Annotated in this window: 21 protein-coding genes; 16 read left to right on the plus strand and 5 right to left on the minus strand. The window is 55.8% G+C overall.

Features of this window, described 5'->3' with window-relative positions:
• Nucleotides 1-15 precede the first annotated feature (15 nt).
• Complete coding sequence (locus IQ241_RS19545) at nucleotides 16-564, plus strand: RNA 2'-phosphotransferase (protein ID WP_193910455.1); 549 nt, start codon at nucleotides 16-18, stop codon at nucleotides 562-564.
• 10 nt (nucleotides 565-574) lie between these two features.
• Nucleotides 575-1,225, plus strand: a complete 651-nt coding sequence (locus IQ241_RS19550) for a phytanoyl-CoA dioxygenase family protein (protein WP_193910457.1) — start codon at nucleotides 575-577, stop codon at nucleotides 1,223-1,225.
• Nucleotides 1,226-1,296: 71 nt separating this feature from the next.
• On the opposite strand, the gene chrA is transcribed toward IQ241_RS19550, so the two are convergent.
• Nucleotides 1,297-2,505: a chromate efflux transporter gene (chrA, locus tag IQ241_RS19555; RefSeq protein WP_193910459.1), complete on the minus strand. Its 1,209-nt coding sequence runs from the start codon at nucleotides 2,503-2,505 to the stop codon at nucleotides 1,297-1,299.
• 179 nt (nucleotides 2,506-2,684) lie between these two features.
• Nucleotides 2,685-3,629: a class I SAM-dependent methyltransferase gene (locus IQ241_RS19560; RefSeq protein ID WP_193910461.1), complete on the minus strand. Its 945-nt coding sequence runs from the start codon at nucleotides 3,627-3,629 to the stop codon at nucleotides 2,685-2,687.
• A gap of 265 nt (nucleotides 3,630-3,894) precedes the next feature.
• Here IQ241_RS19560 and IQ241_RS19565 point away from each other — a divergent pair, with 265 nt between their 5' ends.
• From IQ241_RS19565 to IQ241_RS19610, 10 genes are all read left to right on the plus strand, one after another.
• The gene (locus IQ241_RS19565) at nucleotides 3,895-5,025 is read left to right on the plus strand and encodes a response regulator transcription factor (protein ID WP_193910463.1); all 1,131 of its coding nucleotides are present in this window, start codon (nucleotides 3,895-3,897) and stop codon (nucleotides 5,023-5,025) included.
• A gap of 306 nt (nucleotides 5,026-5,331) precedes the next feature.
• Complete coding sequence (locus tag IQ241_RS19570) at nucleotides 5,332-5,850, plus strand: phycocyanin subunit beta (RefSeq protein ID WP_193910465.1); 519 nt, start codon at nucleotides 5,332-5,334, stop codon at nucleotides 5,848-5,850.
• Nucleotides 5,851-5,956: 106 nt separating this feature from the next.
• Nucleotides 5,957-6,445 carry a phycocyanin subunit alpha gene (gene cpcA, locus IQ241_RS19575; protein ID WP_193910467.1) on the plus strand — a complete coding sequence of 163 codons (489 nt, stop codon included), beginning with the start codon at nucleotides 5,957-5,959 and terminating at the stop codon, nucleotides 6,443-6,445.
• A 191-nt stretch (nucleotides 6,446-6,636) separates the two neighbouring features.
• Nucleotides 6,637-7,449, plus strand: a complete 813-nt coding sequence (locus IQ241_RS19580; protein WP_193910469.1) for a phycobilisome rod-core linker polypeptide — start codon at nucleotides 6,637-6,639, stop codon at nucleotides 7,447-7,449.
• Nucleotides 7,450-7,759: 310 nt separating this feature from the next.
• Complete coding sequence (locus tag IQ241_RS19585) at nucleotides 7,760-8,626, plus strand: phycobilisome rod-core linker polypeptide (RefSeq protein WP_193910471.1); 867 nt, start codon at nucleotides 7,760-7,762, stop codon at nucleotides 8,624-8,626.
• A 60-nt stretch (nucleotides 8,627-8,686) separates the two neighbouring features.
• The gene (locus tag IQ241_RS19590; RefSeq protein ID WP_193910473.1) at nucleotides 8,687-8,986 is read left to right on the plus strand and encodes a phycobilisome linker polypeptide; all 300 of its coding nucleotides are present in this window, start codon (nucleotides 8,687-8,689) and stop codon (nucleotides 8,984-8,986) included.
• A gap of 216 nt (nucleotides 8,987-9,202) precedes the next feature.
• Nucleotides 9,203-9,850, plus strand: coding sequence for a hypothetical protein (locus IQ241_RS19595; protein ID WP_193910475.1), 648 nt, complete (start codon nucleotides 9,203-9,205; stop codon nucleotides 9,848-9,850).
• Nucleotides 9,851-9,942: 92 nt separating this feature from the next.
• Nucleotides 9,943-10,755, plus strand: coding sequence for an SDR family NAD(P)-dependent oxidoreductase (locus tag IQ241_RS19600; RefSeq protein ID WP_193910477.1), 813 nt, complete (start codon nucleotides 9,943-9,945; stop codon nucleotides 10,753-10,755).
• Between the two features lie 3 nt (nucleotides 10,756-10,758).
• A complete protein-coding gene (locus tag IQ241_RS19605; RefSeq protein ID WP_193910479.1) occupies nucleotides 10,759-11,400 on the plus strand; it encodes an acetoacetate decarboxylase family protein in 642 nt (213 codons plus the stop codon).
• Between the two features lie 12 nt (nucleotides 11,401-11,412).
• Nucleotides 11,413-12,501, plus strand: a complete 1,089-nt coding sequence (locus IQ241_RS19610) for a DUF3616 domain-containing protein (protein WP_193910481.1) — start codon at nucleotides 11,413-11,415, stop codon at nucleotides 12,499-12,501.
• A gap of 32 nt (nucleotides 12,502-12,533) precedes the next feature.
• Here the strand turns inward: IQ241_RS19610 and cydB are convergent, their stop codons facing one another.
• Together cydB and IQ241_RS19620 are read right to left on the minus strand one after the other, a co-directional pair.
• Nucleotides 12,534-13,547 (minus strand): cytochrome d ubiquinol oxidase subunit II, encoded by a 1,014-nt coding sequence (gene cydB / locus IQ241_RS19615; protein ID WP_193910483.1) that lies wholly within the window; start codon nucleotides 13,545-13,547, stop codon nucleotides 12,534-12,536.
• 5 nt (nucleotides 13,548-13,552) lie between these two features.
• The gene (locus tag IQ241_RS19620; protein WP_193910485.1) at nucleotides 13,553-14,992 is read right to left on the minus strand and encodes a cytochrome ubiquinol oxidase subunit I; all 1,440 of its coding nucleotides are present in this window, start codon (nucleotides 14,990-14,992) and stop codon (nucleotides 13,553-13,555) included.
• Nucleotides 14,993-15,114: 122 nt separating this feature from the next.
• On the opposite strand from IQ241_RS19620, the gene IQ241_RS19625 reads away from it, so the two are divergent.
• The 4 genes from IQ241_RS19625 to IQ241_RS19640 all read left to right on the plus strand — a co-directional run bounded on the left by IQ241_RS19625 (nucleotide 15,115) and on the right by IQ241_RS19640 (nucleotide 19,504).
• Complete coding sequence (locus IQ241_RS19625; protein ID WP_193910487.1) at nucleotides 15,115-16,416, plus strand: ArsR family transcriptional regulator; 1,302 nt, start codon at nucleotides 15,115-15,117, stop codon at nucleotides 16,414-16,416.
• Between the two features lie 16 nt (nucleotides 16,417-16,432).
• Nucleotides 16,433-17,308, plus strand: a complete 876-nt coding sequence (locus IQ241_RS19630) for a mechanosensitive ion channel family protein (RefSeq protein ID WP_390622476.1) — start codon at nucleotides 16,433-16,435, stop codon at nucleotides 17,306-17,308.
• Nucleotides 17,309-17,793: 485 nt separating this feature from the next.
• The gene (locus tag IQ241_RS19635; RefSeq protein WP_193910489.1) at nucleotides 17,794-18,945 is read left to right on the plus strand and encodes a pentapeptide repeat-containing protein; all 1,152 of its coding nucleotides are present in this window, start codon (nucleotides 17,794-17,796) and stop codon (nucleotides 18,943-18,945) included.
• Nucleotides 18,946-19,090: 145 nt separating this feature from the next.
• A complete protein-coding gene (locus IQ241_RS19640) occupies nucleotides 19,091-19,504 on the plus strand; it encodes a hypothetical protein (RefSeq protein WP_193910491.1) in 414 nt (137 codons plus the stop codon).
• A gap of 38 nt (nucleotides 19,505-19,542) precedes the next feature.
• On the opposite strand, the gene IQ241_RS19645 is transcribed toward IQ241_RS19640, so the two are convergent.
• Nucleotides 19,543-20,196 carry a L,D-transpeptidase gene (locus IQ241_RS19645; RefSeq protein WP_193910493.1) on the minus strand — a complete coding sequence of 218 codons (654 nt, stop codon included), beginning with the start codon at nucleotides 20,194-20,196 and terminating at the stop codon, nucleotides 19,543-19,545.
• Between the last annotated feature and the right edge of the window lie 151 nt (nucleotides 20,197-20,347).

The following is a 20,347-nucleotide window of genomic DNA, read 5'->3' on the forward strand; positions in this document are numbered from 1 at the left end:
ACTTACTTGACAAAAATGAAAAACGCAAATGTTGCAGTTAGCAAATTTCTCAGCTATATCCTGCGTCATCAGCCTGAGCGTATCGGGCTCAGCCTCGACCCAGCGGGATGGACCTCGGTGGATGCGCTAATTGAATGTGCGGCTAGGAATGGTAAACGGCTGACTCGTGAGCAGATTGTCGGGATTGTGGAAATGAGCGATAAGCAGCGGTTTAGCCTCAGCGAGGACGGCAATCAGATCCGGGCAAATCAGGGCCATTCTGTCAACATTGACCTGGGCTTAGCGCCGGTAGAGCCGCCAGAGCAGCTGTACCACGGCACGGCAACAAGGTTTCTAACGTCAATCTTGAAAGAGGGACTTCAGCCCAAAAATCGTCACCACGTCCATTTATCTTTAGACGTTGAGACGGCGATAGCTGTAGGACAGCGGCATGGGAGTCCTGCGGTATTGGCGATCTCATCTCGGCGGATGAGCGCGGAAGGTCACCTTTTTTACTGTTCAGCAAATGGCGTGTGGCTAACAGATGCAGTACCGCCAAGGTATTTAGACGTAAAAACTATTTGAACTCAGCTAGATGACTTGGCTCGATTCAGGATACGTTACGATAGAGCACTGCTGTTCTCCGCTGGAATGTGACGAAATTGCAAAGCAGCTCAATTTTGTTTATTTGGTCGGATCGCGATGTTTTCTACAGCAAAGCTGGTGTCAAGCTTTAGCTGCACTGCTCCGCATACGGCTAGCAACAACAATTCCTGAAATTCAACCTACGGTGGCAGTTCAATGCACGTACTTTAACAAAACAGCCTCAAGAAATTGGCTGGTAGCATGGCATCAAGACCGCAGTATTCCGGTTGCTCCTGCGGCAACATTGCATCAATGGCCAGGATTCTCAACAAAAGAAGGGATGTTTTTCATTCATGGTTCTGACAGCTTGCTGAAGCAGATGATTGTCGTGCGACTGCACATCGATACAACAACAATTGACAGGGGACCGCTTCGAGTCATACCGGGTTCCCACGCCTATGGAACGCTTAGTTCAGAGCAGATAGGTGATATACGCGCATCGGCCGTTGAGAAAGCGATCGCAATAGACAAGGGTGGAGTTCTAGCGATGCGACCCCTGATTCTCCATGCTTCGTCAAAGTCCAAGTCACTTAGCCCTCGTCGGGTACTTCATTTTGTATTTGGGCCGAGGGAACTGCCCGATGGGTTACGCTGGGGTTGAGTTTCGCTGGGTTGAATGATGTCGCTGACGACAGCGAATATCCGGGTAAAAGTTTGAACCGAGTAAGCCGCTCAGATCCAGCTCAAAGTCTGTACTAGAAAGCCAGCAATTCCTCCAGCTAGCACAATCCAGGCGGAGTTAACTTTAAAGCGAAACACCGCGATCGCGGCTAAAACCGCCAGCCCAACTGTAATCCCATCGACCAGGGCTGCCCGTCCCAGCGTGTAGGTCACCACCGCCATCAGCCCCAGAGAAGCGGCATTGACCCCATCTAGAAAGGCGCTGAACCAGGGAGACTGGCGCAGCTTGGGTACCCAGGGATTGATCAGGCCAACCAGCAAAAAGGCGGGAAGAAAAATGCCAACGGTGCCTGCGATCGCGCCCATATTCCCCGCCAGCAGATAGCCGACGAAGGTGGCGGTGGTGAAGACAGGACCGGGGGTGAATTGGCCGATCGCGATCGCGTCTAGCAGCTCCTGTGAAGTCAGCCAGCCCAGCCGCTCGACCAGGTCCTGCTGTAAAAACGCCAGCAGCACATAGCCGCTGCCGTAGAGCACTGAGCCGATCTTGAGGAAGAAGAGAAAGACCTGACCCCAGGTGGGTGAAGCTGTCGCGACTGGAGTGACGGTGCCGATCTGGGCTAGCGTCCCCCAGGCTGGCAGCAGCAGCGCCGCAGCCCCGCCTTGTCGTAAATTCTTGATCAGCATGACGGCTAGCCCCGCCAGCAGCAGCAGCAAAATTTCATTGATGTTCAAAAAAAAGGCCGCCATCACACCCACCGCCGCTAAGGTGGTTGGCCCGTCCTTAATTGCTTTTTTGCCTAGCTTGATCAGCGCCTGCAAAATGATGGCCATGATCACCGGCTTGATGCCGTAAAGCAGCCACTCCACCTGAGGCACCGTCTGAAATCGGGCATACCCCGCCGCTAAAATCCAGACCAGCACCATGGCGGGCAAGATGAAGCTGCCGCCGGCCACAAACAGGCCAGGCCAGCCGCCGCGCTCAAAGCCAATATGAATCGCTAATTCCGTTGAGTTCGGCCCCGGAATCAGATTGGTCACGCCGATCAGATCTAGGAGCTGCTGCCGACTGAGCCAATGGCGGCGTTTGACTACCTCATCGTCCATCATCGCCACATGGGCAGCCGGCCCCCCAAAGGCAACGGTGCCTAGGCGAAAGAACACGGCCGCCAGCTCCGTCAGGCGCTCTCGCCGCTGAAGCGGACTGAGCTCGCTATAGGCGGTCGCTGGGGTGAATTCCGACGATTCTGGCTGATCCATACTGGGGACAGCGGGTGAACTCGGTCGTCTCTGTCCAGAAACAACGTTCTGAGCCCACGGGTTGCGACTCTCAAGGAACTAACCTGAGCTTATGCGGGGATGTTTAAGAAGAGGTCAAGCTTTTCCACCTAAACCGTCGAGCAATATCCTCGGCAGGCTACAGCGGAGTGACGGATCAGCTAGCGGGCCTCGGCTAGAATCGTGCGATGGCGAGCACTGTTATAGATAACGGTCGGCGCTTTGAACCCGGCTTCTTGAAATGCTTGCGCTATATCAAGTGCAAAATATTCGTCCAGATAGGGCTCGGTGCTTTTGAGCAGCGCCAGCACAAACGGCGGCATAGTGGCGTAGACCTCAGACTGGGGATTCATATCCATAATCGCCATATGCCCCCCGGGACGCAGCAGGCGACGCGCTTCTCGCAGAATGGCCTTGGCTGCCGATTGGGGCAGCTCGTGGAACATCAGACAGGCAGAGACCAGATCGTAGTCGGCGGTAGGTAGGCCGGTTGCTTCGGCGGGGGCGTGATGCCAGGTAATCTGAGCGCGCGGCTGCGCTCGATATTGGGCAACGGCGAGGAAATAGGGGGAAAGGTCTACGCCGGTCAGGTGGGCGCTGGGGTAGCGTTCCTGCAGCGTCTCCGTGCTCATACCTACGCCGCAGCCCAGATCGACAATTTTTTCAGGCGCTACAGGCAGCTGGGGTTGGAGCGCATTGTGATAGCTCTGGCGCAGCATGGCATCGCCTTGGGCACCCGCCTCAGGCCAGAGGCGAGCGTGAACGGCTTTGGCCGCAACTTCGACTTCCATCGCGGGCAGCCAGCCGAGATTGCCCTCATCATAGGCATGAAAGCTCGTCTGATAGTAGTCGGGATAGCGGATGTGCGGATTCGCGATCGCCGCTAGCTCAGCCTGCCATTCGTCAGCAAGTTCCCCAGCAGGCCCCTCGTCACTGCCGCGCGATCGCATCTCGATAACCGTTTCTCGCCAGGGCACGCCAATGGTTTCGGCCCGGTCAATCATCATTTTACGGGCGCGGCGCTTGGCGATTGTCCACAGGGGCCGAATGGCTAACAGACGGTTGACCATGGCAGAAGCCAGGTTGGGCGCAGCGATCGCGTTCATAGACAGTCAGATGCTCCAGTCGGAAGCTCTATTATCCCAGAAGCGTTCAAAAGGTTCAATCGTAAGTTGCGGTCCGTGACATCGGCCGTAGGGAACGCTGTTCAGGGTCTTATTTCACACTCTATTAGGCTTCAGAATTCAACAGAAGGAAACATTTGTAACTTCGCTGAGGACCTGGGGAGCGCTATGCGGCATATTGGATTGAACACCGATCGCGCACCTGACCTGCCCAGCATCGGCCAGATTCTGGTTGCCCGCCTGCACTATGCGCATTCTACTCGTCGAGGACGATATCACCCTGGCCGACTGGCTGACCAAAAGCCTATCGGCCCATCGCTATGTAGTCGATACGGTAGCCGATGGCGAGCAAGGTTGGGCCTACGGTTCAGCCTTTCACTATGACCTGATTATCCTCGATGTGATGCTGCCCAAGCTGGACGGACTCAGCCTGTGCCAGCGATTTCGGGCTGAGGGGTATCAGGTGCCGATCCTGCTGCTGACGGCCTGTAGCAGCAGCGCCGACAAAGTTAGCGGGCTGAATGCAGGCGCCGATGACTACGTGATTAAGCCGTTTGACCAGGCCGAACTGATGGCGAGAATTCAGGCCCTGATGCGACGCGGCAGCTCCCAGCGGCAGTCGGTGCTCAGCTGGGGTCGATTGTGCTTAGATCCCGAGCGCTGTGAAGTCACCTACGGCAGCCAGCTCCTGTCGCTGAGCGCCAAAGAGTACGGGCTGCTAGAGCTTTTTCTCTCTCACGAGCAGCAGGTGTTCAGCACAGACGCGATCCTAGACAGCCTCTGGTCGTCGGAAGAATTTCCGGCGGAGGCGACGGTGCGATCGCACATTCGCCGCCTCCGCCAAAAGCTCAGGTCGGCAGGGGCCCCTGCCGACCTGATCAAAACCGTCCACGGCCTGGGCTACTACCTGTCAGCCCCACCTGAAGTAGACCCCGCTCAAACAGCGCCTGCTCTAGCCGAACCCGCAGCCTGTCAGGATTTGCCCGGCAGCTCTACCCTGCCGCCTGAACAGCTCGACCAGCCCGCTCAGGGACCAGCTGAGAACCGACACACCCATCTGCGCAGCGGGCTGGAGCATCTAGCCCTCCTGAGCTCTGCCCTGTCATCGCAGCGGCAGGGTCAGCTCGACGCTGCGCGTCAGGCTCAGGGCCAGCAGGCCGCCCACCGTCTGGCGGATAGCTTGGGCCGCCTGGGGCTGGTCGCCGCTAGTGAGCTCGCTCGCTCGTTGGGAATGTGTCTGCATCCCAATCGCTACCCTGACCCGGTGCAGTGGCTTCAAATCGACGCTTGGGTTAGCGCTTTGGAACATGAGCTGAGCGCAGGGGCTGGCCAAAATCGGCTCCACCTTCCGCACCCGGCTAGCCGCACCGGACGATAAACCGGCGACAGGCCGACGGTGGCTACCTATCGTAAACAAGCATGTTCTTAAATAACAGAATATTAAGCAGCTATCAGAATTCCGAAACGGGCTTAACCTCTTCTGTGAAGGGAGTTTTGCTGACTTTTCAGAACATAAACCCTGCGACTGAGCCGCTTCTTCACCTGAATTGCACAGGATTTGCACAAGCTGACTGATTAAATCGTAGAAACGGCTCAAAAGCCTGCACTGCCAAACGGTTGGCGCGAAGCCAAGGCTGTGGGCCAATCAACCCATAATGAACAGATTTAAGTAGGAGAAAACTGGATGTTAGACGCGTTTACAAAAGTTGTTGCTCAGGCCGACACCCGCGGCGAATACGTTAGCAACTCGCAGCTCGATGCGCTGAGCAACATGGTGGCCGAGGGCAACAAGCGGATGGATGTGGTCAATCGGATTACCAGCAACGCTTCAAAAATTGTGACCGATGCGGCGCGATCGCTGTTTGCCGACCAGCCCCAGCTGATCGCCCCCGGCGGCAACGCCTATACCAATCGCCGGATGGCAGCCTGCCTGCGGGATATGGAAATTATCCTGCGCTACGTCACCTATGCCATCTTTACCGGCGATGCCAACGTGCTCGACGACCGCTGCCTCAACGGGCTGAGAGAAACCTACGTGGCGCTAGGCGTGCCGGGTGCTTCTGTCTCCGAAGGCGTCAACAAAATGAAGGATGCCGCGATCGCGATTGCCGATGACCGCAATGGCATCACTCAGGGCGACTGCAGCTCGCTGATGTCAGAGCTAGGCGGCTATTTTGATCGGGCTGCGGCAGCTGTTAGCTAGGTCAGCGGTTTAGCGTTTACCTGCATAGACTCAATCCCAAGCAACCGTCCTTTCACTCAATTAGTTCACCTAGTCCAATAGTTCACCCAATCCAAGGTTATATTCTATGAAAACCCCTCTCACCGAAGCCGTTGCCGTCGCCGACGCCCAGGGTCGCTTTCTCAGCAGCACCGAAATTCAAACGGCATTTGGCCGCTTTCGTCAGGCCGCCGCTAGCCTAGAAGCGGCCAGAACCCTGACTGGGAAAGCCGATCAGCTAGTTGATGGTGCCGCCCAGGCCGTCTATAAAAAGTTCCCCTACACTACCGAAATGAAAGGGCCGAACTTTGCCTCTACTTCTGAGGGTAAAGCCAAATGCGCTCGCGACATCGGCTACTACCTGCGCATGGTTACCTACTGCCTCATTTCCGGCGGCACCGGGCCAATGGATGACTATCTGATCTCCGGCATTGCTGAGATCAACAGCACCTTTGATCTCTCTCCCAGCTGGTATGTCGAAGCCCTCAAGCATATCAAGGCCAATCATGGGCTGTCTGGCGACCCTGCCGTTGAGGCCAACTCCTATCTCGACTATGCGATCAACTCGCTGAGCTAACTTTCAGCTCGCTCGGAATGCCAGACGGCGGTGAGTGCCCCCATTGACAGCTGCCTGGTGTTCCGAGCCTTGGCCGGGTTAAATCGGCCCTGATAATCCGCTATTCCGCAGGGTGGGTCAATGCCTATTGTGCGGAATAGCGGCGTTAGAAACTGCGCTTAGATTCATATTGAAATTTAGGAGAATCTCTTATGACGAGTACGATGGCTGCCAAGCAGCTGGGCATTGAGTCGATTACCGAATCGTCTCGGGTCGAGCTGCGTCCCCACTGGACGGAAGAAGATGCACAGCAGGTGATTAGGGCTGCCTACCAGCAGGTCTTTGGCAATGAGTACCTGATGCAGTCAGAGCGGCTGACTAGCGCCGAATCGCTGCTGCGGCAGGGCAATATTACGGTGCGAGACTTTATACGAGGACTGGCTCTGTCTGAGCTATATCGAGAAAAGTTTTTTTACGGCATGGCTCAGACGCGATTTATCGAGCTGAACTATAAGCATCTGCTGGGCCGCGCTCCCTACGATGAGTCCGAGATTACGACCCATGTCAATCTCTATATCAATCAGGGCTACCAGGCTGAGATTGAGTCTTACCTCAGCTCGCAGGAATATGTCGAGAATTTTGGCGATTCGGTCGTCCCCTTCCACCGAGGTTTTGCGACCCAGCGCGGCCAGAAGACCGTCGGCTTTAGCCGCATGTTCCAGCTCTATCGGGGGTCGGCCAGCAGCGATCGCGCCCAGAACCATCAGAGTGCTAAGCTCACCTATGACCTCGCTCGCAATACGGCTTCCCCCGTTCGCACGGCTAATTTTGGCCGCTCGCTCAGCGGCGTCACCAGCGGTGAGCGTGGCCAGATCTATCGCCTGCGCGTTAGCCAGTCGGCCTCTCGCGGTCCCCAAATTCGCAATGGTATTCGTGAATACCAGGTGCCCTACGAGCGGCTTTCATCGACGCTGCAAAAGCTGAACAAGCGTGGGACTAAGATTATTAGTCTAGATCCGGCTTAGGCGACGGTTGAAATTGCCCGAAAACGGGCGGTTAGAAGCCGTTTTGACTTCCAACCGCCCGTTTCTAACTTCTGAATGATATCCACCGAACTATCCACGCATAGGGTTAACATAACTTTACTTCATACTTTGAGCTAGCGCCGGGTTTGCGCTGTAGGATAGGGTTCTAGCCTGTTCCAAATTCTCATAAATTGGTCTGTGTCTGATGTGCTGGGCCAGACCCAATGGTATGCTTAGGCTAGGCTGATGCCCATTTATCTTCTTTTTTAAACAGTCCGAATTTAGCCGAATTTAGTTGGAGATTCCACAAGTGCCTATTACTGCTGCCGCTTCCCGCCTAGGAACATCGGCCTTTGCCGATATGAGTCCGGTTGAGCTCCGCCGCAACTACAGCCGAGAAGACGTCAATGACGTGATTCGAGCCGTCTATCGCCAGGTGTTGGGGAACGACTACCTGATGAAGTCTCAGCGGCTTACCAGCGCTGAGTCGCTGCTGCGCGATGGCGACCTGACCGTGCGCGACTTTGTGCGGACGGTAGCCAAGTCGGAGCTCTATAAAGATAAGTTTCTCTATCCCAACTTTCAGACCCGGGTGATCGAGCTCAACCTCAAGCATCTGCTCGGCCGAGCCCCCTACGACGAGTCGGAAGTCGTTGAGCACCTCGACATCTACCAGGAGCAGGGCTTCGACGCCGATATCGACTCGTACATCGACTCGGCTGAGTACGATGAGAATTTTGGCGACTTTATCGTGCCTTACTATCGGGGCTTTGCGACCCAGCGCGGCCAGAAGACCGTTGGCTTTACCCGCATGTTCCAGCTCTATCGCGGCTATGCCAATAGCGATCGCGCTCAGATTGGCGGCGCCACCTCACGTCTGGCGGCTGAGCTCGGACAGAATAGCGCTTCCGCCGTGGTCGGACCGTCCGGCAGCAGCAACGGCTGGGCCTATCGCGAGTCGAAGCAGAATAATGTCGGTCAGCGCGCCTTTAGCCGCGCTGTGGCGGGCACCTCCGATCGGATGTACCGGATTGAGATAGCGGCGATTTCTCAGCCTCGCTATCCCAGAGTGCGCCGCAGCAGCCGGGCTTTAATTGTGCCCTACGACCAGCTCTCTAGCACGCTCCAGCAGATCAACAAGCTGGGTGGCAAGGTTGCGAGCATTACTCAGGCTTAAGACACGGTTTCAAGCGTTTAAGATTAGATTACCAGACCCCTACTGAACCAGGAGAGCGCCATGTTGGGACAAGCTGCAATGTTGGGCACCCAGTCCTCTAAAAATCGCATATTCGTCTACGAGGTCACCGGCCTGAAGCAAAACAGCCAAACCGACCTCAATAGCTATCCGGTCCGCCGCAGCGGCAGTCAGTTTATCCAAGTGCCCTATTCGCGAATGAATGAGGAGATGCGTCGGATTACTGCGCTCGGTGGCAAAATCGTCAAGATTCGCTCCATCGAAGAGATGTCTGAGATGGAGATGTCTCAAAATGGCTCAGCGCCCGATGGCCCCAGTGACGATAACGGTTCTGAAGGCTGAAAGGACAGTGCGTTTTCAGCCTCAGCGCTTTTGCGTAAGCTGAAAACGCGGCTCTGGCCGACCTGATCAATCTCAAAACGACCTGAACGAAGATATTGTTTAGGTCGTTTTTTCGGTTTTCGTAGCGCTGAGCTATGTTGTGGAATCATTATGAGGCAGGTGGCCGTTCCTTTATTTTGTGGCTAAGGTTGGGGTGCTCCTTCGCTCCCTGCCCCCATGCGAATTCAGAAACTGCGGTCGCGCCCCATCATTGCCATTTGGAAACGCTCGCTTAGTCGGCTGCTGAACTTTTACGACCGTAAGCGCGGCCGCCTCTGGCAGTTTTTCCCAAAGATTTTCGTCTTCTTTACGCTGCTGAATATGACCTGCTACTGGCTGGCGATCCTCACGGCCTATCCAGAACAGGCCTTTGGCGATGAGCGTGCCCACTATTTTTTGCTCCAGTTTCCGGTCGGTGTTTTAGGGGCGCTGTTCGACAGTCTCTCATTCTTCATCACCGTCTTCATTGCCCGCCGAGCGCTGAAGACCACCACCGTGACCAGCTATGTCGCCCATCTCAGCATCGATGTGCTGATTGCAATCGTCGCCACCTGGTGGGTGCTGCTGGTATTTTCCGTATCGGGCTGGCTGGTCAGCTTGGTGCAGCATCAGCCAGAATCGCTGGCCACTCGCAGCGAACTGTACGAGTCGCGTATCGTCAGCGCAGTCAAAGACCCCACCAGTGGGCAAAGCCTTCGCAATATCTACTTCGGTATCGTGATGGGAATTTCTGCCATGTTGCCTACCGCTACACACCTCTACCTGTCGGGTCAGTCAATTGTTATCTACCTGCGTAAATATGCCCGCCGCTGGCGGCTGGGCTAGCGCTGAAGCGAATCTAACCCTGGTTGGACGGTTTCTCGGAGCGGGTTAATCACACTAAAGGTTAACCATGGAACGAGTGACTGAGGAAAGAGATGACGACAGCTTTAATTACCGGCGGCTCATCGGGAATTGGTAAGGCGATTGCCTACCGGTTGGCCGAAGCGGGTTACGATTTGGTCCTGGCTGCCCGGGGGCCGGAAGCGCTACTGGCGGTAGCGGAGGATCTGCGATCGCGCTTTTCCATCCAAGCCATCGGCATCCCTACTGATGTCCGCGATTCCCAGCAGGTCGAAACGCTGGTGCAAAAAGCGATCCAGGAACTGGGCCGGGTCGATGTGTTGGTGAACAACGCGGGAATTTATGCCTCTGGTCCGGTAGAGCAGTTTAGCCTGGAAGACTGGCATCGGACGATCGACACCAACCTCTGGGGCTACATCCATACCGTCCAAGCGCTGCTGCCCCATTTTCTGGCCCAGGGGTCGGGGCGGATTGTCAATATCTGCTCAATCAGCGGCAAAGTACCCATGCCCTATCTGGTGCCCTATACGACCAGCAAATTTGCGATCGCGGGTTTTTCCCAGGCGCTGAATACTGAATTATCACCTAAGGGCATCCGGGTCAGCGGTATCTATCCCAACCTGATCCGTACTGGCCTGACCGAGCGCGGTATCTTTCGCGGCCAGGATGCCGAAGATCGGCAGGTCCGACAGCAGCAGGTGGAAGAGACGATGCAGATGCCCACGACTGAAAAGCCCGAGGACGTCGCTAACGCCGTCTGGCATGCCATTAGTCAGGACCGGCCCGAAGTCGTTGTCGGCACCGCCAAGCTGATGGGCGGGATGCAGAAGCTGCTGCCCCGGCTGACCCAGTGGTCGCTGCGAAAAATCTTTCAAAGCAAGGGGTAGGCTGTGTCTCTCCCTTACCCGCCCGCGCCCTGGCACCTGCAAGGGCAGGCCGTCCTAAGTCTGCAACCGATTGACGTGACGCTGGCCCGTTCGACCCTGCCGCCGTCCCTCGACATCGTTCAAATCTTTCCCGGTCAAACCCTGGGCGGCCTCTACTGGGCTAGCTATGGGGCCGGTTCAACCCTGACCTACCATGAGCTAATTGTAGTGAGCGCATTGGTGCAGCGGGGCTGGCGAGTCGGCCTTTGGATCTCGCATATCTATGTCGATAATCCGCAGTCGGTGGCGGGCGGCCAGCAGATCTGGGGACTGCCGAAGCAGCGGGCTGAGTTTTCCTGGGAACTCGGCGAGCCGACGAGCATCGCCGTTCGTCAGGGAACACAGCTGCTTTGCCGCATAGCCTATGAGTCCTCAATCCCGCTCTTTCGGCAGAAGCTTCCCTGGGCTAGCTTTGGTAAGCTAGGCAACAAGCTGCTGTGGTTTAACGGCAGTGCTTCGGTTAATCCCGCCTGGGCTAAGGCGGTCGAGCTTGAGGTCCCCGCGACGAGTCCGTTTGCGAGTTTAGGTTTGGCAAAGCCCTGGGTGACTTTTGCCGGGAAGGCGCTGTCCCTGGACGTCAATCGGCCGGCAGCTGTCAATCCCTAGCCACTCTTAACCATGTCTCAAAGTTTTTTACTCAGCCGCATTCTTCTCCAGTTCGATAGCGACCTGGACGATCTGCTGGGAGAAATTTCCGCGATCGCGCGTACTCCCGACGGCAGCCTCTGGGTCGGCTCAGACGAGTTTATGGCGGTCGAGCGACTCTCGCCGATTGCGCCCGGCATCTACGGCAAGCATCAAAAGTTCCATCTAGCTGACTTTGTCGAGCTGTTCGATCACGATTCCGAAGTTGACATTGAAGGGATGGACTATTCCGACGGCTACCTTTGGCTGGTGGGCTCGCACAGCACCAAGCGGAATAAAACCAAGGGCAAAAAGGTCAAAAAAGATATTCAGCGACTGGCAGAAATTGAGACCGATCCGAACCGCTATCTGCTGGCGAGAATTCCAATTATTAACGGCGCGCCGGTTAAGACCTGCGATCGCACCGACCAGGACCGCCTTTCCGCTGCGGCATTGCGAAAAGTTCAGGGTCAGAGCTCGCTAATAGAAGCCCTGGCTGAGGATGAGCATATCGGCCCGTTTTTGAAAATTGGCCTGCCGTCTAAAGACAACGGTTTAGACATCGAGGGGCTAGCTGTCTGCGGCGATCGCCTATTCCTTGGCCTGAGAGGTCCGGTCCTGCGCGGCTGGGCGATTATTCTAGAGCTAGAGCTGGCCGAGTCAGAGCCCGGGACGCTTACCCTACAGCCGCTGGGAGATTCAGAAGAGCGATACCGCAAGCACTTCGTAGACCTTAACGGCCTCGGCATTCGCGAACTCTGCCTGCGCCATGACGATCTGATTATTCTGGCTGGTCCTACGATGGACCTTGAAGGCGCAATGCAGGTCTTTCTGCTCGAAGACGTCCTCGACCACAGTCAAGATACCCTGTGGGAGCAGGACTCTGGCGCTCTTCGTCTGATGTTCAATCTCCCTTTCACCATCGGTTCTGACCATGCCGAAGGGCTTACCCTAATGCCCTGCCTGGGCGACGATGGCCTGATGATCGTCTACGACACCCCCGACGAGGCCCGTCGCCCCAATCCAACCTCTGTCTTTGCCGATGTATTTCAGCTGCCCCCGTTAGATAAGTCTTCAGACTAGCAGTCAGACGAGTCCGGCGACGATGCTCTGCGTCACTCACCGTAGGCGGTACTGCTGACCTTGCCGCGAAAGACGACATACTGGTAGATGTTATAGAACAGCATGATCGGAATCAGGAAGCCCACAAAGATCAGCATAAACACCAGTGAACTCGGTGCTGCCGCGCCGTCGTAGATGGTAATTCGAGTGGGGATGATGTAGGGAAAAACAATCAGACCCAGACCGACAAAAGAGAGTAAAAACAGCAGCAGCGTCCAGATGAAGGGCGTATTTTCGGCCTCACGGCTGAGACTGCGCAGCAGCAGCCCAATTAGCAGCACGCCCAGCAGGGGAATCAGCGAAAAAATATACAGCAGGGGGCGCTCAAACAGCTGGCTGCGGGTGCTTTCATAAATAATGGGTGTAGAGATGGTAATCGCGATCGCGCCCACCAGCGTCGTCAGGGCAGCGATTCGGGCGGTGCGATAGTGATTCTTCTGGAGTTCGCCGCTGGTTTTCATAATCAGATAGGTCGAGCCAATCAGCACGTAGCCCTGCACCAGCGTCAGCGCCACCAGCACAGATTGCACGCTAAGCCAGTCCCAGATCGTACCGGTAAAGTGGCCTGAGGCATCCACCTTTATCCCGTAGAGGACGCTGCCGAGGGCAAAGCCCTGCCCCAGCGCGGCGGTCAGGCTGCCCAGTCCAAAGGCGAGATTCCAAAACCACTTGCGATTGGCCTGTTCTCGAAACTCGAAGGCCACCGCCCGCAGGCTGAGGCCAAAAATCATGCCGACGATGGGAATATACAGCGCGCTTAAAATCGTGCCGTAGGCCAGCGGAAAAGCGCCGAACAGCGCCCCGCCCATCAGCACCAGCCAGGTTTCATTGGCGTCCCAGACGTTGCTCAGGCTGGTCATCAGCATGCCGCGCCGTTCCTCGCTGTCGGCGGTGAGTGAAAGAATGCCGACGCCCAGGTCAAAGCCGTCGAGGATGACGTAGAGAAATAAGAACAGCGCCAGGATAAAAAACCAGACCTGGGGCAAGAAATAGTCGAGGGTTTCCATAGGGCCTACTGCTGCGCCTCCACCGGACGGCGATCGGGCTGATGTTGTGTTTTACCGGTCTCGATGGCGGGCTTATCCTCATTCGGCAGCGGCAGGTCGAGCCGAGGACCGCGGCGGATAATCCGACTGCCGAAGTAAAGGGTCGTTCCAAACAGCAGCGTATAGAGCAGCATAAACCCGATAAACGAGGTCAGCACCTCGCCAGCGGGAATATTCGACGCGGCGTCTGCAGTGCGAATTTGGCCATAGACGGCCCAGGGCTGGCGGCCCACACAGCGCACAATCCAGCCGGTCTCAACAGCGACGTAGCCGAGCGGAGCCGACCCTACCCAGGCCAGCAGCAGCCATCGCTGCTGACCAATATTTTCCTCAGACAGCTGGCCCCGCAGCCACTGGAGGGTACTCACCGCCATCAGCGCCGCCAGAAAAAAGCCAATCCCAATCATCGTCCGAAACGCATAGTAGACCAGCCCGACCAGGTGAGGTCGGTCTTCCGGCGGATAGTCTTTCAGCCCCTGAACCGGTTCGCTGAGCTTTTCTTTGAACTCTAAGATGTAGCCCAGGGCGTTGGGAACGTTGATTTCCCAATCGTTTTTCTCAGCTTTATTATTGGGCCAGGCGACCAGGCTCCAGTCTGCCGCCTGACCGGCGGGCGTCGTTTCCCACTGGGCCTCCATTGCGGCCAGCTTGGTGGGCTGGTAGTGGTAGACCTGCTCAGCGCTGAGGTGGCCAATGTAGATTTGCAGGGGAGCCACCGCGATCGCGGTGGCCAGGCAAACTTTCAGCGACTTGGCAAAAAAGGGAGAATGGCGCTGCTTGAGAATGTACCAGGCGCTGATGCCGCCGATCACAAACAGTGACGTCTCCAGCGTGGCCATAAACATATGGATGACGCTATTCCGCCAGAAGGGGTTAAACATTGCCTGAAAGTAGTCCCGCACGATGAATTTGCCGTTCTCAAACTCGCCGCCGGTGGGCGTCTGCATCCAGGAGTTGGCAATCAAAATCCAAAAGGTCGATAGGTTGGCGCCAAAGGCCACCATAATCGTGGCGAACAGGTGAATGTAGGGATTCACCCGCTCCCAGCCAAACAGCATAATCCCTAAAAAACCTGCTTCCAGCATGAAGGCCATTGAGGCTTCAAAGCCTAAAATGCTGCCGAAAAAGTCGCCGGTCGCCTCTGAAAACGGTGCCCAGTTGGTGCCAAACTGAAATTCCATCGGAATGCCCGTTGCCACCCCAATGCCAAAATTGAGCACGTAGAGCTTGGACCAAAAGCGAGCGTGATAGTAGTAGGCAGGATTGCGCGTCCGTAGCCAGAGAATTTCTACCAAAACCAGGAAAATGCCCATGCCGGTGGTGAGCACGGGCCAGAGCATGTGAAAAATTGCCGTCAGGGCAAACTGCATTCGCGAGAGAATATAGGTGTCTGGAAGCCAGTCCATAGAGTAGCACTTGGGTGGATGGAAACACGGTTATGCTAACGCAGCCCAGAATATGTGGAACAGCCATCTGTGCGAAGCTATAGGAGGGGAAATGGTTCTGCTTTGAAGCAGGTTTGGTCAAGATGGCAAATTTAATCCAGCAGTGTAAAGACTGGCTCAGCCGACAGCGCGTTTTCCAGGTTCTAGGGCCGGGAGGCGCGGACAGTGCAGAGCCTGATGACTCACGGGCAGAGTCATCGCCAGAGCAAATAGAGCTCCCCCCAAAGCTCGCTCAGCAGCTGACAAGGCTGGTCGAGCAGCTACCTATCCACCCCGATGACCGGGCTACCGTGCAGTCTAGTCTGGAATCGGTTCTGGCCGAATGGCAGCAGCAGCCCGGCATCTCTTCCAATTCGCTGGTCATTTTAAGCAGTCCGGTGACGGCGGTTTCCCGGATTTTGTCCGAAGGCTTAGCAGAATGGGCTGCGGCGCAGTCATGGTCGCTTTCGCATTTGGAATGGCAGGAGCGACCTGCCCAGCCTGAAGAAATTGTCGATAAGCTGCGGCTCCAGCTGGGTCGGGGCACCTTGACGACAGCCGTAGAACCTGAGATTACAGCTATCCCGAATCTGAGCTGGTGTTTCTTACGCAGTGCTGAAGGTCTAGACGGTATTGACTACCTGCGCGATCATCTGCTGAATGACCGGACGCGGTTTTGGGTGATTGGCAGCGATCCGGTCAGTTGGGAATACCTGAAGTCGGTGCTAGACTTGCCGGCCTACTGCGGCCAGGTAGTTTCTCTACCAGAGCTGTCGGGTGAGCAGCTAGCCGCCTGGATCATGCCGGTGGCTGAGGCGCTAGAAATTCACTTCGACAGTCCCTCGATCCGCGATCGCCTACAGCATCTGAATCACAATCATTCAGAACAGTCGGACTCACCCCAGCGGTTTAAAGACGAGTATTTTGAGCGGCTAGCTGATGTTTCAGAAGGGATTAGCACCGTTGCCCTGCAGCTGTTTCTTCGCTCCGTTGAGGCTGAGCCACTTGAGGCCGAAGACGCTCAGGATGCTAATGAGGACAATGGGAACGCTGAAGCTTCCGAGACGACCCAGGAGACTCAAAATAACCCGGATTCTGAAAAAAAAGAAACCCCGCGATCGCTGCGGCTAGTGGCGCGATCGCCCAAGCTGCCGTCGCTGCCGCAGCTAAACCAAAATGATCACTATTTGCTTTATTCGCTCTTGCTGCATGGCGACCTCACCCTAACAGCGCTGGCTGAAAGCCTGGGAGACGCCCCCCAGACCGTCAACAATCAGGTGCAGGCACTGCGAAGAACAGGACTGCTCAAGCAGCAGGACCAGGTCATCCAAGTGAATCCGATACACTATCCGCGACTCCAGCAGGAGCTGGCCGCGAATAATTTTTTGGTGGAGCGTTCAGAATAATGGAGATATCAATTTGATTTGGCAATTGGCGCAGACGGATGAAAACAATAAGTCAGCTGGGGAGGCCGCTGGGGAAACGGCGCGGCAGGCGGGGCAGATCCTATCCCAGATTACAACCTGGAAGATTGCCCAGGCGCTGATTATAGTGGCGGTTGCCTTTGTTGTGATCAAATCGCTCGACTGGATCGTGATTCGCACCTCAGAGCGAGTTGCTAAGGAGTGGCGGCTGCGAATCAAACAGTTTCTGCCTTTCATCCGTACGCTGGTGATGACTACGGCTGTCGTCACCCTAATGAACTTATTTTTGAACCTGTCGAGGGACAATGTTCTAGCCGTTACCGGGACGATAGCCGTCGCCTTGGGTTTTGCTTTCAAGGACTATGCTAGCTCGATCATTGCGGGCCTAATTGGCCTGTTTGAAGCACCCTATCGAGTCGGCGATCGGATTCGGATTGCTGACCACTATGGTGAAGTCGTCAGCTATGGTCTACGAGCTATTCGCCTGAAGACCCCGACCGATAACGTGGTGACGGTGCCGCACAACCATATCTGGACCAGCACAGTATCAAACGCCAATATGGGAGCGCTAGAGGCTCAAGTGGTTACTGAGTTTTACCTGGCTCACGATGTGGATGCGCAGCGGGTGAAACAAATTCTGCTGCGGGTGGCCTATACGAGTAAATACACCCATCTGACGCTGCCAGTTGTTGTGATCATGCAGGAGAAAAGCTGGGGTAGTCTGTTCAAACTTAAGTCCTATCCGCTCGATGCGCGAGATGAGTTTCTGTATATGACAGATCTCACCACCCGCGCCAAACGCATGTTTGCCAAGCATCAGTTCGCCTATCCTCGCTGGTTTGACGCCAATAGCAATACTAGTATAGACGAATAGTTATCTCGAAATTTTGATTGGCGGCAGAAAAATGTATCTTCTTTAGCTCCGCTCTTGAAGAACCCACAGGAGGACTCCTTGAACTTCTATGTGGCAATCTTTTGTATCAATTGTGATCGTTGGATAGATAGGATTCGAATATGTCATGGTCCCGTTGCCAGAGTGACAGAACGGCTACTGGCACACCGCCAGCGTAGAATTTTTGTCCTGATTAATCAGATGTCGCTTGAAGATTTTGATGACTGACCTATCTATTCTTTCCAATGCCTCATGCGATAGGCAGAGATTTGAGGACGCGATCGCTCACCCCAAATGATTGGGCTTATCATGGGGCTTATGGAGTTAATTTTAGGATAAAGGTCTTGACATCCGAAGGTGGCCTGAGCCCGGTGGGTCGATAGTAGCAGTTAGGGTTAGTACAGTGACGTCAGCTTCAATGCCAGTTTCTTAGGGGCTTGGGACTTCTCGCAGTACGTGAATCGTTCATGGTAGATACTGACTTTCTAGCACTAATTGAGCAGGGGGCCGAGTGCTGGAACCGCTGGCGAGCTGCCCATCCTGAAATTCAACCTGACCTAAGTACGGCCTATCTATTCGGCCTAACGCTCGCTGGGTATGACCTGAGCTCTGCTAACTTAGCGCGCGCTTGCCTAATTGGTGCCAATTTGCGCACGGCGAATCTGAGCGGGGCGAATTTGAGCGGGGCCTATGCCAGCAGTGCTGACTTCAGTAGAGCGACCTTGAGCGGGGCGGATCTGAGTCGGGGCAACTTTGGCGAAGCTAACTTCAGCGAGGCCGACCTTTCCAACGCGCGGGCCAGCGGCGCTAACTTTGCCAGTGCTAACCTGTCTGGAGCCTGTCTGGCGGGCTGGCAGGTAGACCCAACCACTGCCCTCAGCGACCTACGCGGTAGTCATGTTTACCTGGGACTAGACGGTCAGCAGCGGCGTCCGCAGACGGGGCAGTTCCCGCCAGGAGCGCTGACGGCCCTGCTCCAGCCGCCCGCCCCAAAGCCTGGAGCCGTCCGCCGTCCTCGCCAGCGCGACCGACGGCCTGTACTCATCGCTGGCGGAACGATCGCCGCGATCGCGGCCACCGGCCTTTCCCTCACCCTGCGCTCAAACAGCTCTACCGTAACGGCGGACGAGCAAGCGCTGTCCATTACAGCCCGCGAAATTGCTTCTGTATCCCTGCCCTGTCAGGAGCCTGAGCCTCCGGCGCTGCCGGTCGGATCAGTCAGTTACGAATATAAGAACGGCGCAGTCTACTACGGCGAATTCATCGACGGTCAGCCCGCTGATGGTCGAGGGATCATGGTCTACCCTAGCGGCAATCGCTACGACGGGGAATATCGGGCCGGCAAGCGCGCGGGCTGCGGTACCTTCACCTTCAGCAACGGCAGAGGCTACACCGGCCAGTTTGAAGCAGACAAGTTCAGCGGTCAGGGCACCTGGATTTTAGAAAATGGCGAGCGCTACATAGGCGAATTTAAAGATAACCAATGTAACGGTCAGGGAACCTTCATATTTTCTAACGGGTCTTCTAAATCAGGGGTTTGGCATCAGGGTAAGCTGCTCAACGGCAGCCTTTCTTGCGAGCAGGGCAGCCTTGATCTGCCCGCATCTCCAGATAGCTGAGTGTCAGCCAACGGCTTCCCAGCTATCCCTTTTCCCATTCCCTTAATCAATAAACCCCTGCACCACCTGACCGTTTGCTCAAGTGACTTAGAGCACAATTGATGAAATAATGACATCATTGCCCAAACTATCTGTAAGGAACATCATGAAACGTCTACTCCTATCAGTCTCGATGCTATCAGCAGTCGGCCTGTTGGCAGCCTTACCAACCGTAGTAAAGGCTCAAGACATGCCAGAACCCACCCCCCCTGCGACCCCTGAGGAAGATGTCGAGGATACCCCGAGTGCGGCGCCTGAGCCCACCCCGAGCCCAGAGCCGGGGGTAACGGGAGACACTGAAGAGGTAGAGACGGAATCCTCCGAAACCGAGTCGGTGGTTGAAACCGACGTTGATGAAGAAGTCGAGGAGGTTGAAACAGAAGTTGAAACGGGAGTTGAGGAAGTTGAAACGGATATAGAGACAGGGGTTGAGGAGGTTGAAACAGAAGTTGAGGCTGAAACAACCGCACCCGCCGCTGCGACTCCAGCAACGTCGAACAGCCCACGAGCGCTCTGGTAGAGCTGGGGCTGGTTGACCTCGACAACGTTCCGCGCCCGCTACAGCAGCACTGTAACGGGCGTTCCCATCTCTACTATTTCATAGAGTTCTCGGATATCTTCGTTATACATCCGCACACAGCCGTGGGAAGCGGCCCGGCCAATGGATTCACGGTTGGGTGTGCCGTGAAACCCAATCACGTTTTCCCCATCCGTCCAAAAGCCAATCCAGCGTTCACCGAGGGGATTGCTTGGCCCCGGTGGCGCAACTTCTCCAGTAAACGGATTGGTCCAGCCGGGCTCTACGATGGTTGAGAATACCTCATATTCGCCCGTGGGCGTTTCCCAGCCCGGCTTACCCACCGCAACGGGATAGCTTGCCACTACAGCTTCGCCTCGATAGGCATAGACTCGCCGCGCATTGATACGGAGCACTAGCCGGATGGGAGCTTCTTCGGGCAGGTCTGGCGTCGCTACTGGCTCTGGTGCAGTATCTGGGGTCGGCAGCGGCGCCGGCTGGAGGATGGCTGGCTTGTGTAGAGGAACCTTCGTTTCAATTGCGAAACCTTGAACCCGCAGACTATCCGTATCGCCGCTGGCTGATTCAGTTGGGGCAGCGGACTGGGCCGTGGCCGTACCCGGCAATAGCCCGCTTAGTCCGCTCAGCAACAGGCCACTGAGGCAAAGAGCAGCCGTTTTAGAGTTTGTCACCATAGTAAAATGCCGGATTGTAATCATCTATCGCAACATCTTATCCAGCTTAAACCGCAGACGCTCAGTTGGGCGGGTAAGTTTCGCGCTAAGCAGAAACGAATGTCCGCCAAGGCCGAAACCATCGCCGAGGCCGAGGCTGCTAGTCCCGCAC

The organism is Vasconcelosia minhoensis LEGE 07310 (assembly GCF_015207255.1).
Lineage (GTDB): Bacteria > Cyanobacteriota > Cyanobacteriia > Phormidesmidales > Phormidesmidaceae > Vasconcelosia > Vasconcelosia minhoensis.

Excerpts from the sequence above, each read along its gene's own strand:
- IQ241_RS19645 (WP_193910493.1), bottom strand. The coding sequence starts at position 20,196 with ATGGTGACAAACTCTAAAACGGCTGCTCTTTGCCTCAGTGGCCTGTTG.
- cydB (WP_193910483.1), bottom strand. The coding sequence starts at position 13,547 with ATGGAAACCCTCGACTATTTCTTGCCCCAGGTCTGGTTTTTTATCCTG.
- IQ241_RS19580 (WP_193910469.1), top strand. The coding sequence starts at position 6,637 with ATGACGAGTACGATGGCTGCCAAGCAGCTGGGCATTGAGTCGATTACC.
- IQ241_RS19590 (WP_193910473.1), top strand. The coding sequence starts at position 8,687 with ATGTTGGGACAAGCTGCAATGTTGGGCACCCAGTCCTCTAAAAATCGC.
- IQ241_RS19635 (WP_193910489.1), top strand. The coding sequence starts at position 17,794 with ATGGTAGATACTGACTTTCTAGCACTAATTGAGCAGGGGGCCGAGTGC.
- IQ241_RS19640 (WP_193910491.1), top strand. The coding sequence starts at position 19,091 with ATGAAACGTCTACTCCTATCAGTCTCGATGCTATCAGCAGTCGGCCTG.
- IQ241_RS19545 (WP_193910455.1), top strand. The coding sequence starts at position 16 with ATGAAAAACGCAAATGTTGCAGTTAGCAAATTTCTCAGCTATATCCTG.
- IQ241_RS19620 (WP_193910485.1), bottom strand. The coding sequence starts at position 14,992 with ATGGACTGGCTTCCAGACACCTATATTCTCTCGCGAATGCAGTTTGCC.
- chrA (WP_193910459.1), bottom strand. The coding sequence starts at position 2,505 with ATGGATCAGCCAGAATCGTCGGAATTCACCCCAGCGACCGCCTATAGC.
- IQ241_RS19565 (WP_193910463.1), top strand. The coding sequence starts at position 3,895 with ATGCGCATTCTACTCGTCGAGGACGATATCACCCTGGCCGACTGGCTG.
- cpcA (WP_193910467.1), top strand. The coding sequence starts at position 5,957 with ATGAAAACCCCTCTCACCGAAGCCGTTGCCGTCGCCGACGCCCAGGGT.
- IQ241_RS19625 (WP_193910487.1), top strand. The coding sequence starts at position 15,115 with ATGGCAAATTTAATCCAGCAGTGTAAAGACTGGCTCAGCCGACAGCGC.
- IQ241_RS19550 (WP_193910457.1), top strand. The coding sequence starts at position 575 with ATGACTTGGCTCGATTCAGGATACGTTACGATAGAGCACTGCTGTTCT.
- IQ241_RS19595 (WP_193910475.1), top strand. The coding sequence starts at position 9,203 with ATGCGAATTCAGAAACTGCGGTCGCGCCCCATCATTGCCATTTGGAAA.
- IQ241_RS19560 (WP_193910461.1), bottom strand. The coding sequence starts at position 3,629 with ATGAACGCGATCGCTGCGCCCAACCTGGCTTCTGCCATGGTCAACCGT.
- IQ241_RS19570 (WP_193910465.1), top strand. The coding sequence starts at position 5,332 with ATGTTAGACGCGTTTACAAAAGTTGTTGCTCAGGCCGACACCCGCGGC.
- IQ241_RS19600 (WP_193910477.1), top strand. The coding sequence starts at position 9,943 with ATGACGACAGCTTTAATTACCGGCGGCTCATCGGGAATTGGTAAGGCG.
- IQ241_RS19610 (WP_193910481.1), top strand. The coding sequence starts at position 11,413 with ATGTCTCAAAGTTTTTTACTCAGCCGCATTCTTCTCCAGTTCGATAGC.